The sequence below is a fragment of the Nostoc sp. DedVER02 genome (assembly GCF_034530675.2).
GTDB lineage: Bacteria > Cyanobacteriota > Cyanobacteriia > Cyanobacteriales > Nostocaceae > Nostoc.
The window spans coordinates 49003-61877 of the sequence record NZ_JAVRCP020000005.1 but is presented as its reverse complement, the minus strand read 5'-3'; the positions used below and the strand labels follow the sequence as shown (position 1 = coordinate 61877).

Here is a 12875-nt window from a genome sequence, read left to right as displayed (position 1 = left end):
TTTAGTAGTGTATGGTTTGCGATCGCCTGCAATAATTCTAGAAAGTGCGTTGACGCTAGTATTTAAGCATTTCCGCCCAAGATAGAAGAATCATAGTGCTGTAGCAAATCTTCTGGATCGTTGTAAATTGCGATCGCTCCCGACAGTTGTTCATCGCTAAAGCCACCGCAACGCAAAGCAATCACACCTACCCCTGCTTTGCCGGCAGACTCAATATCGTAGGGGGAATCTCCTAGCATCACTACTTTTTCGGGTGTCATTTTCCCTTTGTTCAAGGCGGCTTCTACAATGTCAGGAGCAGGTTTAGATGCTTCGGCATCATCGGAGGTAGTTACTTCTGATAGCAAATCATCTACTTGGGCAATTTTGAGCATGATATCAAGTTCTTCAGAACTTGCTGAACTAGCAACAATTAGATGCAATCCCGATTTTTGCATCTTTAATATTAAGTTTCTGCTCCCATTTGCAGCAGCAATTTGCGGTATATATTTGTCAAATAATAGTTCTTTGCGTAGTTTAGCGATCGCTTTGCCAGTTCCTTCTTCATCATTTAATTCTGGCACTACTTTGGGAATTAGTTGATCTCCACCCATGCCCATAAGTGGTCTGAGTGTTTCAAGTGGCACTTCTAAGTCATAAGCTGCAAATGCCTCTACCCAGGAATTTGCATGAGCATCATTACTTAAAACCAGTGTGCCATCAACATCTAAAATCACGCCCTCTAATGCCATGAAAAACCTCAACTGACGTTTTGTTTCATTGATGATGACATGGCAAATAATTTACTTCATCGTCCCAGCAGAAGAGAAAAGGGTTAAACAAGAGAAGAGATGGCGATCGCCTGAGATAATTTAAGAGAGCGTTGACGCGACCTCACCTCAAAGTTTCACTATACCCAGGCTGATTTGAATTGCTCTATCTACCTGTGCCATTGCTTCTGTCCCCAAAATTCCCAGACGTTTAATCAGCCTTTGCTTGTCAATTGAGCGAATCTGATTGAGAAGTACAACGGAATCAACCTTCAAACCGCCTTCTGGTACTTTAATCAGCACTTCAGTAGGATACAAAGGTTCTGTAAACTTTGAGGTGATGGCAGCTACAACTGTGATTGGACTGTGTTTATTAGAAACATCATTTTGTAAAATTAAAGCTGGGCGTGTTTTTTTAATCTCTGCACCAATAGTTGGCTCGAAATTGACTAAGTATATTTCACCGCGTTTGGGGTAGTTTACTTTTCGTTCTTGTTCCACAATTCTTCTTCCAAGTCAAACCATTCTTCCGCTAACCCCAAATCGCGTTCCGCCCGTTGGATGGCTCCCTTTTTTAACTGTTCTCTAAGATTGACTAAGGCTTTTTCAGCAATATAATATTGTACAGCTTCATTGATGAATCGACTGCGTTCGCGTAGCGTTTCCTCTGGAGAATCGCCTTTTTCAATGACTTGATTAATTAGTTCAATTGTCTCATCTGGCAAGGTGATGTTAATCCGGCGATGCATAATTTTTCGCTCTGTTTTGCCTATCAGCTTTATTATATGCATCTAGAGATGTGTATAGTTGTGCTAAACGATCGCACAAGATAATTTGAGAGAGTACCAATGCTTAACTTTTACTTGATATCGTCGCAGAGATAGCGATCGCTCGGACTCACATTTGGGTTATTCTTCAAATAATCATGCAGCCAATCACAACCGCGCGCCAGTAAGCTATCTAGATTTTGGAGATGATTTAGCTCATCTAAATTCCAGAGAATTATAGCCCCATCAGCACTGCCCAAAGCAAGAATCTTGCCATCGGCTGAGAAATTCGCGCTTAATAAGTAATCGCTATGCCCAGTCAGAGTTGTAATTAAATTACCATCGTGCGTCCAGAGTTTTACAGTTTTATCATCACTAGCGGTAGCAATCATCTTACCGTTTGGTGAAAAACTCACGCTATTAACCTGATCGGTGTGCCCTTTCAGCTTCTTATACCAGCGATACTCCCCCTGATCATCCTGCTTCCAAAGTATTACCGTCTTATCATTACTACTTGTGGCAATCGTATCGCCAGTAGGTGAGAACTTGACGCTCAAAACCCAACTATTATGACCGTTTTCGCCTGCGAGAGTCTTGTAAATATGAAACTCGCCTTTGTTGTCTTGCTTCCAAAGTTTCACCGTGTTGTCATCACTAGCTGAGGCAAGCATTTGACCGTTTGGCGACCAAGTTACAGCCCTTACCCAGTCTTGATGCTTGTTGAGAATATGAGACTTGTTGCTATCTAGCCGCAATATTATCACTTTGTTGTCCATGCTACCCAAAGCAAGGAACTGATTGTTGGGTGAGAAATTCAAGTCTAATATCTTATCGCTTTGCGGATCAAAGGTTCTCAGTAATTTACCGTCACGGTTCCAGAGTTTTACTGTGTTATCATCACTAGCGGTAGCAATTGTTTGACCATCAGGTGAGAAACTTACGTTATCGCTATACCCCTCAAGAGTTGTATATAAAGTACCATCGCGCTTCCAAAGTTTCACTGTCTTGTCACGGCTGGCTGAGGCAATTATTTTGTCATTAGGCGAGAAATGTACCTGATTAACCCGATCGCTATGACCATTAAGAATACTTACCACGCCACTACCATACTGAATCTTCATCGTGCTGTCAGCGCTAGGAGAAGTAGGAATTCTGCCATTGCGTAAGCAACTATTATTACTAACTTGCCAAAGTTTGATTGTACCGTCAGCACTGGCAGAAACTAGGGTCTTACAGTCAGGTGAAAACCTGACAGCATAAACCCCATTAGTATGTCCTGATAAGGTTGTGAGTAAAGTACCATCAGGCTTCCAAAGCTTTACAGTTTTGTCGTCACTAGCTGTAGCAATCATCTTTCTGTCTGGTGAGAAAGCCACACTATTGATTCCATCTTTATGCGCTTTAAAATCTTTTAAAGGAGTGCCCTTTCGATTCCAGAGTTTTACCCTGTTGTCATTACCAGTAGCAGCAGCACCACCAGCCACAGCTGCAATTGTCTGGCTATCACTTGACCAAGAAACGTCCCAAACAAAGTCGTCATAGCCTTTTATAGTTTTTGAAAGCTTACCATCATCTGTCCAGAGTTTCACAGTTTTGTCCCGGCCACCAGTGGCAATCATCTTACCGTTTGGCGAGAAAGCGACACTATTCACTCCATCTTGATGCGCTGGTATGGTTTTTAATAAAGTACCATCTGGCTTCCAGAGTTTAAGTGTACCGTCCCGACTTCCTGTAGCCATTGTCTTACCATTAGGTGAGAAATCGATACTATAAACTCCCTTATTCTCGCCAGTATTGACTCGATCTTGATATGCTGGTAGGGTTTTTAATAAAGTGCCGTCTCGCTTCCAAAATTTGATGATGCCCTGGAAATCGCCTGAGACGATTGTTTGATCGTCAGGTGAAAAACTTAGACCCAAGACTTTATCTTTATGCCCTTCGAGCGTCTTATACACGCTACCATCTAGATTCCAGAGTTTTATCGTATGGTCATAACTAGTTGAGGCAATCAACCGACCATTATGTGAGAAAGTCACACCCCAGATTAGCGCCGTGTGTCCTTCCAGGCGATCGCGCTCCACTATCCAGTAAACTGATTTTTGTAATGCCGCTATAACTTGGGTACGAATTTCCGAATCGCTTTTTCCCCAGTCTGTAGCTTGGAGTTTTCTAGCTGCTTTAATGGCTTCTTTAAGTGCTTCAAACTTTTGATTTGAGGCGAAAAGGGCTTCCGAAGCTTTAGTAATAGCAGTTGTCTCAGCTTGTTCTGTTTTTTGCCTTTCAGATTCTGCCCGTACCCCCAATCCTACTGCTATAACTGCCAGAATAGACATTATAGTGACTCCTGCGATCGCAAAATTTAGTTGTCGTTTTGCATCATTGCGTTGTCGTTTGAGAACGCGGTTGAGTTCTGCTTCAGCGTGTTGTCGTTGTTCTTTTTCCTTTTTCTGTTCTTCTAGTTTTCTTGCTTGTTGTGACTGTCGGATAAAAGATACTAGATAATCATGAACCAGTTGATATAAATTAGCAGGGTCTTCAGGGATATTTAACACCAGTCCCGAACCAACTAAAATCTCTAAAACTAGATTGAGTTTTTCTTTGTCTGAGACAATATCTGCTGCTTTTAAATCTTCTGCTAAATTATCAGAAGTTTTGAAGGGACGAGTGCCTTTTTCGTCTGTTAGTAAATATAAAACTACTCTGGCACAAAGTTCGTTTTCAGAACCACAGTCTTTAATAACCTCTTCTAAAAATCGCTCGACCAGTTTTTCTTTTGTTCCTGACTGAAGATATTGTTCTAAAGTTTTAATTTTATCTGTTTGCAGTTGAGAACCGACGATTTGTAACTCAATAGGGCGTACCTCGCCAAGTTCATCTGATAAATCTTCTACTAATTGCTCAATTAATTCAGGCTCTAAGTGAAAGTGGGTTTGCTCAGTTAGACTTTGTACAACAGCTTTGGCATCTTCTGAAGAAAAATTGCCTAAATAATAACGAATATCTTTATCTAAAATATTGTTATTAATTGCTTTAAAATTAAGTAGGCGAGCGCATTCCAATAAATAATGCAAATAGTCCTCTCTCAAACAGAGAATCACCTTAACAAAAGGGATATCTAAGCAAAGTTGCAAAAACTTATAAAATGGCTGTCTTTTATTTGAATCTGTGTAAACAAAGAAAAATTCTTCAAACTGATCAAAAATTAAAACTGTTAACTTCCGCTCGGCATTTTTGTGCAAACTTCCACAGATAAATTCTATGGAATTATTAGATGTACCATTGTCTGCTAAACATTTTGACAATATCCCGATCCAATCTGTATAAACTCGGATGACAATGGGTAACACATCACGCGCATCTATTGATTGTAGTTGTAGTGTTGGTACTAGTCCCCCGTTTAAAATTGAACTTTTACCTACTCCTGACTGACCATGAAATACAGTTAATTTATGGTCAGTCCGGCTCATTCGTTTCATCAACCGATTGACATCTTGTTGCCGACCAGAAACAGCAATTTCTTGAGCAACTTTTATGATATTTTCTCCTTGGACTAGTGCCGGGTTAATTATCTCATGCCGAGGAATTAAATAAGCTGCTCCAATGAAAGCACGGAAACCATATTGATGTTCAATTTTAATTTGCTCTTGCTTAATCTGAAAAGCTGCCAGATATTGACATTGTTGATAATAAATGCTCTGCAACTTCCCCAAAATTCCAATGTAAAGCTCTGGATCGTATTGAGGTTTAGTTTCTCTTCTCGCCGCTTCTAAAGTAGTTAAAGCATCTTCCACCTTATTAAGCTGCTGTAGCGCTCTGGCTAGTGCAAATAAATACCAACCTTGATGATAATATAGCACCAATTCTAAATTAGCTTTCGATTGGATAGATTGGTTACTAGCTACAATAGAAAGCGCTTTTTCGGCAAATTCTTTAGCTTTATTCCAAGCAGACCGAGCAAGTGCTACTTCAGCAAGAAATCCATAAGCTCTTGCTTTTCTAAACCAATCAGGATACGTTTGATACAGAGTTAAAGCTTTTTGAGCAACTATTTCTAATTCATCCCACTGCTGGAGCTTTTGCAGTACTTCTCCCAAAGCATTAATAAATTTTCCTACCAAGTCAGGGCGATTTGCCTGCTCAAATATTTCGATACATTTGTCATAATAATCTTTAGCGTGCAAGCAAGCAGTTTGTTGTTCTGTTAAATGCTGCACCGCGTAGGTACGCCACCATAAACCCAAATTGTACAGTACACATCCTTGCTGCTCCAGTTGAGAACTCCGTTCTAAAAGTGCGAGACTGCGTTCATAATGCTGGCGTGACTGTTCCATCGAAACCGCATCTCGGCCTAGAACAAATTCTAAACTGGCTTCTAGTTCTGCGTTTAACTTCACACCCCGCTTTTGGAGTTCAGCTTGTGCTAACTCAAGTTCTACGCGCTGCGGCGAACCGATTGCTAGGTTGATTGCAGAGTTATCGATAAATTTTCCAGCACCAGCCTCTAAAACTTGGGTAAAAACCGATTCAGCAGTTTGTTTGATGAATTGAACTAAATTAGTAGTAGCGATCGCAAAATGAATTATTGTGGCCCAATTCTCAAAATCTGTCGCTAATCTGATCAGCTTTTGCAGAACTTGGTCATTAACCAGTAACATGACTGGGAACGGGAAGTTTTTTCTAAACTCCTCCCGTACTTGGTTAGCTGAAGTTAGAACCGTATCAATATCTTTAACCGATTCCAAGCCAAAAACTATTAACGCTGATGGCTGTTCATCTCCCAACTTTTCACCTATAGACGTGTAAAGAGTTTTGACTGACACGGGTAAAGTGATTTCACGGATTTTAACAGGAGATAATTGGTGTAGACGTTGTACAATATCTTGACGAAAAGCTGCATAATTACAGCGCAGCAAAGTCAGTGAAAATTCTCCCTGCGAAAGGTTAATTGCTCGTACCAAAGTTTGCAATGAACGTTCATTATCAAAGAGTAGATTTTCTGGCTCTTGCTGATTATTCATAACACAGGTAATTTCTGCTAATTTCAAAAAGCTGTAGCTGCTCCCATCACGACCGATGTCGCTCCCGTCACAACTGATGTCGCTCCCATCACGACCGATGTCGCTCCCGTCACAACTGATGTCGCTCCCATCACGACTGATGTCGCTCCCATCACGACTGATGTCGCTCCCATCACGACCGATGTCGCTCCCATCACGACCGATGTCGCTCCCATCACGACCGATGTCGCTCCCATCACGACGAATGTCGCTCCCATCACGACCGATGTCGCTCTCATCACGACCGAAATGCTTAAAGTTATACAATTTCCCAAAACACCTAATAAGTAAGTCAGCGCAAAGATTTCAAATAATGAAACTTAGACACAAAAAGACTTTTCACCCATTTCCCAGCCCCCAGTCCCCAGTCCCTTGCTATATATCAATACAGTTCAGATAAGACCAAAACACTTGTAGAGACGGCGATTTATCGCGTCTCAAAAACCCAAAATTTTTACCAGTAGTCCTTAACTGAACCGTATTGTGCTATATGTACCGATTCATAGCCTAAATTCCCTGGCTTCAGCCAAAATCGGATTGACATCAAACCAAGAACCATCATCATTTCGGTATTCAAATACAAACATACTGCGAAGCAAAAGCTCGTATCTTTCATGACCTCTCAAGCTTTTCTCTAGCGCCACCTCACGCAGCAATTCCCATTCATCGGGCGTAATTGCCAAAGTTAGCTCATTGCGGCGTTGTTTAATTACCCTATCCACACACTCCCGCGACAAAGGTGGGTCTTCTTGTTGAAGACAGCGAAACAACAGCATTAATAAATTACGCAAATGACCCCCGCTAACTCGGCAAAGTCGCTCTAAAGTATCAGGACTATCAAAAACTTCGATAATTAAATTCCGGCTTTGTTCCCAACTCACATCAGGAAAAGCCCTCTTCATCACCATCTGTTGCAGCAGTATGATTCCCTCTGAGAATTGCAAACCATTTTGTAACTGCACGGGAACCATCGGCAAAACCTTGGGGTCTACTCCAAAGCGATTTGTTAACCTTCCTAAAGCGTTGGAAAAAATTAACACTAAAGGAATGGTATAAACAACATGACAATTTAGCTGGTTTAACTGTTCGCCGCGTTCAACAAAGAGATATTCTGGCTGGTAATAACCCGAAGGCTTCAAAGAATTATCCACTCTGTCGAGATTATCTATAATTACCACCAGTCCTTTTTTACCTTGCTGCTTCAGCTTTTCTCTAGCAGGCTTGAGCAATTCTTTGTTAATTGATTCTAAAATGCCATTGGTGCGCGGTTCTAAATATTGCCGTAACTGACCGCGGAGTTTAGGGCTATCTTTAGTTTTGGCAGTAATCTTAGCGATACCTACAGATAATTCAGCCTCCACCCCAATATCTAGAGGCGTTTGCAAAAACTCAGAAATTTCCGTAAATAGATTTTTAAAGTATCCTGGTTTGAGGTTAATTTTGATTGCTTCTAAACTTTGACTCACCTCACGAGCTACTGCCAGTAAAATATCTGTAACATCAATATCAGCCATATCGAGGCTTTGGCTAGATTCGAAATAAACCACATGAAATTCCTGCTGTTCTAACTCTGCTTTTAGCCGCAGTAATTCAGTAGATTTGCCACAGCCAATATGTCCGGTAAATAATTGACAGGTAGGTTGTTCTGGTGAAAGGTGGGTGATAGTTCGCCCAAGTTCTTCAATAATCTTGGCACCACGCACTTTAGAGAAATCAATATAATATTGCCTATCCTCCGGTTTGCTTACAATCAGAGTCTTACTGGGGTTGCAAGCTTGAAAAAACCTCACTAAATCTAGTTTCATCACAAATCACCCGAAATTAGCCTGACATTCTTGCCCATTTCAGTGATTATACAGACGATAAAGCGGCGATTTCGGAAAAAACTTCTTCAGATTGACTGATTATTTTTGTCTGTTTATTTTTGTCTGTTTAATTAAATAGAATTCAGATGAACCCCACCCCCAACCCCTCCCCACAAGCGAGGAGGGGAGTAAAAACGTGGCTTTGGCTGTTTGCTTTAAAATCAATAACAAAATGTCCAAGCCACAAAAAATGTCTACAATTTTAACTTCTCACCCCGAATTGAATAATCTAACAACTCTATCGGATGAATAACTGAAATTTTCTTACCCTGCAACTGTAAATGCTTCGTAATTTGCAAAGTACACCCCGGATTAGCAGAAGCAATCAACTCAGCACCAGTATTCAACAAATTCTGCACTTTTTGCTGACCCAATTCCTCAGCAACTTCTGGTTGCAGCATATTATAAACCCCAGCGCTGCCACAACATAAAGCCGCATCCAGTGGTTCTCTCAACTTCACCCCTGGAATTTGTCGCAATAACTGACGCGGTTGGACGCTAATCTTTTGACCATGCAATAAATGACACGCATCTTGATAAACTAAATTCAAGGGTTTATCAGTTAGGGGTGAAAGTTTTGCTGTTAAACCAACAGTTGCTAAAAACTCTTGAGCATCTTTAACTTTAGCGGCAAAATCCTTCGCTTTTTCCCGATATTCGGGATCATTTTCTAAAATGTGACCGTATTCTTTCAAAGTATGACCGCAACCAGCAGCATTAATAATTACGAAATCTACATCAGCCTTGGCAAAACTATCAATCATCTGCCTTGCTAAAGCTTTCGCCTGTTCTGTTTGTCCTTGGTGTTCGGGAAGCGCTGCACAACAACCTTGAGATTTGGGAATCACAACTTCACAACCATTCGCCGTTAAAACCCGCACTGTTGCTTCATTCACGGAAGAGAAAAACAACCGTTGCACGCAACCCAAAATTACCCCAACGCGATACCGCTTTTCACCTTTAGCAGGAATCACACTAGGCAAATTATCTTGAAAAGATTTAAGAGTAATTTCTGGCAGAATTGATTCCATTGCTGCCAAACGGGGCGATATTTTATTGAGTAAACCTGTAGCGCGAAAGAATTTAGCAAACCCTAACTTTTGATAAACCAACAACGGAACTAATAAAACTCGTAAAAGATTGGGATAGGGAAACAAAGAAAATATCAGTTGACGAAAAAATTTATCTGGCAAACTGCGGGGATAATTCCGTTCAACTTGATGACGAGTTGCAGAAATCAATTTGTCATACTGCACCCCAGAAGGACAAGTACTCACACAAGCAAGACATCCCAAACAAGAATCAAAATGTTCTACCGTTGCCGTATTTAAAGCAATTTCACCCTCATTAATCGCATCCATTAAATAGATGCGCCCTCTAGGTGAATCCATCTCCTTCCCAAGTACCCGATAACTTGGACAAGTGGAGAGACAAAATCCACAATGTACACAACTATCAATTAACTTTGGTTCAGGCGGATGGCTCTCATCAAACCCCTCCAAATTCTTTAAACTAGCCGTATTATTAACAGAATTGTCTGAAACCTGCATAATTCTTCTTTCCCCTCTATATCTCAGTGCCCTCTGCGTCTCTGCGGTTCGTTTCTTAAATTCCACCCACAAACCGCCCAGGACTTAAAATATTCTTACTATCAAACTGTTCCTTAATACGGCGCATCAACGGCAAAGCATTTCCCGTATAACCCCAAACATCTATTTGTTCTTTAACCGCCTTTGGTGCTGACAAAATTGTTAAAAAACCTCTATTAGCTTGAGTAGAACCGCGCACCTTCAAAACTTGATTTTTACTCTCTAATTGTAACAAACCCAAACCACTACTAATATGAATTAAACCTAACTCCACTTGAGTCAAAATCTCTACAGCAGCAGTAGGTAACACTCCTATTTTGCAGGTAATTACTGATTCTGTAACAGTACTATATATTCGTTCTTGCAATCTCTGCCATAGACTAGCCTCATCAGCATCGGCAAAAATTGCCCCATCTAAACCTAACTTTTGCCCAACTTCCAAAACTCGGTTTGACTGTTCTTTAACACTTTCACTAATACTTTGAAAACGGGCAATTAATCCCAGTCCTTCACCCAAACCTAAGCTAGACACCAATTTAGTTGATAGCAAATCAGCCTGAACTGGTGTTAATGCCGAACCCCGAAGGATATCAGCCGCTTGGGATACAGCCTCAGCACTACCAGTTAGTACCACCGTCCCCGATGCCTCTGCTAGCGGATACAGGCGGAAAGTTAGTTGACTAATAAATCCTAATGTGCCGTAAGACCCAGTAAGCAACTTCATTAAGTCATATCCGGCAACATTTTTAACTACTCTTCCCCCAGCTTTAGCAATTTCTCCATCAGCACGGACAAAGGTAATACCTAGTAACTGGTCGCGCACACTACCATAACGTTGCCGCAGAGAACCTGTATCACCCGTGGCAACAATACCGCCAATGGTTGCTGATTCGGGTGCTGTGGGGTCAAGGGCGAGAAATTGCCGCGATTTTGCTAAAAGTGCTTGAAGATGCGAGAACTTCATTCCAGCTTCGACTGTGACAGTCAAATCGCCAGCAGCGTGTTCAATCAGTTCGTTGATGCGTTCTGTACTAACTACGACATCGACACCCTTAGCTAACCCGCCCCAGCTAAGTTTGCTGCCACTACCATAGGGAAGCACGCGCCAGTTGTTAGCATAAGCTTTGGCGAGAACTGCGGCTAGTTGTTCTTGGGTGCGGGGATAAACGATACAACTGGGAGATTTTCCGTAGGTTATAGCCTGTTGGATACAGTTTTGCTGGCCTCTTTCAATATTTTCCCAAAGGCAAACAGCATTTTCTTCGCCGATGATAGATGCAAAATCAGTAGCGCACACGGCTTGCGGCCTGTCGTTAGACATCGCTTTCATTAAGTTTATTTTTTTACGCCTTACATCTAATTTACTGGTTAACCTGACCAAAAAAGCGCATTGTCATTAATAACGGTAGCTTCGAGATCAAGAGCGATCGCACTTTGGTAGGGTAAGGTATTAGCCTTATCCAATCTATATTTTTGGGAAACTTTACAACCACGGATGATGCAGTGGACTTCTGAAGGGGCAAAAAGTCTGCGCTTGTGCAGGGGAGAGTTCAAATACCAAGTTCTTTCCCCTCTGCCCCTCTGCTCCATCAAACGCCTGAAGCTTGTGAGAAATGCGGGAAGTTCTGCAACTCGATAAGCTTCCTCTAGGTGGGGATAACCGGAGAGGATAAAGGACTCAATACCCAAATCTGCTTTAGTGGCTTGCAATTTAGATAAAATGTGAGCCATTATTTTTTATTCCAACCTCCTGCCTCATTCACACAAGGCTAACAGCCGCCTCTAACATTTGTATTGTCCCAAGTTCAGCATTTATTTCTACTTCTAAACCGATTGGTAAGGTAAATTTATCTTTAATATGACCAATCATTGAACCATACCAAGCAGGAATACCTAAAGGAAGTATGTGTTGTTGCAATACTTGCATTAATGTAAATGATGGTTCATCTCCAAGTTTACAATTAGTGCATTGCCCAAAGATAAAGCCAGCAATTTGATTAAGTATTCCAGCAGTTTTTAACTGCGTTAGCATCCTATCTATACGATAAACATCCTCGCCAACTTCTTCCACAAACAGAATACTTTTGTTCCAAAAAGGTAGGTAAGCTGAACCTACCATTGCTGATAGGACTGATAAGTTTCCACCTACAAGTTTACCTCTTGCCTTTCCTGGTGCTATCGTCTCCACCCGCACTTCACTAGGGTTGAGATTTTGCATAGTTACAGCTTCACCATTAAATAGAATGCGTTTGAAGTAATTGACTGTAAATTGATTCCATGTAGAAGTGGCAACTGGGCCATGAAAAGTAATCATTTGACTACGGGCGTTAATTGCTAGCAACAACGTTGTAATATCGCTGTAGCCTATGATAATTTTCGGATGTGAGCGGATTAGCGAGTAGTTTAGTAGCGGTAGAATGCGATTACAGCCCCAACCGCCACGCATCGGGATAATTGCTTTGATGGTGCGATCGCTAAACATCAAGTTTACATCCTTGGCGCGATCGCCATCTTTACCCGCTAAATAGCCGTAACGATCTAAAATATGCTTCCCCAGCTTGACTTTTAACCCTAATTGTGAGATTGCTTTTTGCGCTGCTTCGATATCTTTAGCGTCAACGATACCCGCAGGGGAGATGAATCCTACAGTATCGCCCACTTGCAGACGGGGCGGCTTGCGGATGATGTTTGGGGGTAGTTTACCTTCAGCAGTAAATGTTGGTATCTGAGTGGCTATGGTAGCCAATCCACAGGTTGTAATAAATTGTCGGCGTTTGATAAGCATAACTATTTAGGATAGTGACGAATTTTAATAGGTTATACCAACGCCTAAGTAATTCATAAAAAG

The 12875-nt window shown here is 41.4% G+C and carries 9 protein-coding genes; all 9 read right to left on the bottom strand.

The window, feature by feature from the left end; genetic code table 11:
* Positions 1-62 precede the first annotated feature (62 nt).
* Positions 63-731 carry an HAD family hydrolase gene (locus RMZ41_RS08365; protein ID WP_322644528.1) on the bottom strand — a complete coding sequence of 223 codons (669 nt, stop codon included), beginning with the start codon at positions 729-731 and terminating at the stop codon, positions 63-65.
* Positions 732-878: 147 nt separating this feature from the next.
* Entirely contained in the window at positions 879-1250 is a 372-nt protein-coding gene (locus tag RMZ41_RS08360) for a type II toxin-antitoxin system PemK/MazF family toxin (RefSeq protein WP_322644529.1), read from the bottom strand.
* A complete protein-coding gene (locus RMZ41_RS08355; protein ID WP_322644530.1) occupies positions 1229-1498 on the bottom strand; it encodes a hypothetical protein in 270 nt (89 codons plus the stop codon). Before RMZ41_RS08355 ends, RMZ41_RS08360 begins: the two co-directional genes overlap by 22 nt.
* A 110-nt stretch (positions 1499-1608) precedes the next feature.
* Positions 1609-6840, bottom strand: a complete 5232-nt coding sequence (locus RMZ41_RS08350) for a tetratricopeptide repeat protein (protein WP_409874950.1) — start codon at positions 6838-6840, stop codon at positions 1609-1611.
* Between the two features lie 233 nt (positions 6841-7073).
* Positions 7074-8378, bottom strand: coding sequence for a P-loop NTPase fold protein (locus tag RMZ41_RS08345; RefSeq protein ID WP_322644532.1), 1305 nt, complete (start codon positions 8376-8378; stop codon positions 7074-7076).
* Between the two features lie 254 nt (positions 8379-8632).
* Positions 8633-9988 carry a (Fe-S)-binding protein gene (locus tag RMZ41_RS08340; protein ID WP_322644533.1) on the bottom strand — a complete coding sequence of 452 codons (1356 nt, stop codon included), beginning with the start codon at positions 9986-9988 and terminating at the stop codon, positions 8633-8635.
* Positions 9989-10043: 55 nt separating this feature from the next.
* The gene (locus tag RMZ41_RS08335; protein WP_322644534.1) at positions 10044-11357 is read right to left on the bottom strand and encodes an FAD-binding oxidoreductase; all 1314 of its coding nucleotides are present in this window, start codon (positions 11355-11357) and stop codon (positions 10044-10046) included.
* Between the two features lie 38 nt (positions 11358-11395).
* Positions 11396-11758 carry a hypothetical protein gene (locus RMZ41_RS08330; RefSeq protein WP_322644580.1) on the bottom strand — a complete coding sequence of 121 codons (363 nt, stop codon included), beginning with the start codon at positions 11756-11758 and terminating at the stop codon, positions 11396-11398.
* 28 nt (positions 11759-11786) lie between these two features.
* Complete coding sequence (locus RMZ41_RS08325) at positions 11787-12812, bottom strand: LD-carboxypeptidase (RefSeq protein ID WP_322644535.1); 1026 nt, start codon at positions 12810-12812, stop codon at positions 11787-11789.
* Positions 12813-12875: the final 63 nt, after the last annotated feature.

What these genes read in the sequence shown, in the direction of transcription:
- RMZ41_RS08365 (WP_322644528.1), bottom strand. Translation starts at nt 731, where the DNA reads ATGGCATTAGAGGGCGTGATTTTAGATGTTGATGGCACACTGGTTTTA.
- RMZ41_RS08345 (WP_322644532.1), bottom strand. Translation starts at nt 8,378, where the DNA reads ATGAAACTAGATTTAGTGAGGTTTTTTCAAGCTTGCAACCCCAGTAAG.
- RMZ41_RS08355 (WP_322644530.1), bottom strand. Translation starts at nt 1,498, where the DNA reads ATGCATCGCCGGATTAACATCACCTTGCCAGATGAGACAATTGAACTA.
- RMZ41_RS08335 (WP_322644534.1), bottom strand. Translation starts at nt 11,357, where the DNA reads ATGAAAGCGATGTCTAACGACAGGCCGCAAGCCGTGTGCGCTACTGAT.
- RMZ41_RS08330 (WP_322644580.1), bottom strand. Translation starts at nt 11,758, where the DNA reads ATGGCTCACATTTTATCTAAATTGCAAGCCACTAAAGCAGATTTGGGT.
- RMZ41_RS08325 (WP_322644535.1), bottom strand. Translation starts at nt 12,812, where the DNA reads ATGCTTATCAAACGCCGACAATTTATTACAACCTGTGGATTGGCTACC.
- RMZ41_RS08340 (WP_322644533.1), bottom strand. Translation starts at nt 9,988, where the DNA reads ATGCAGGTTTCAGACAATTCTGTTAATAATACGGCTAGTTTAAAGAAT.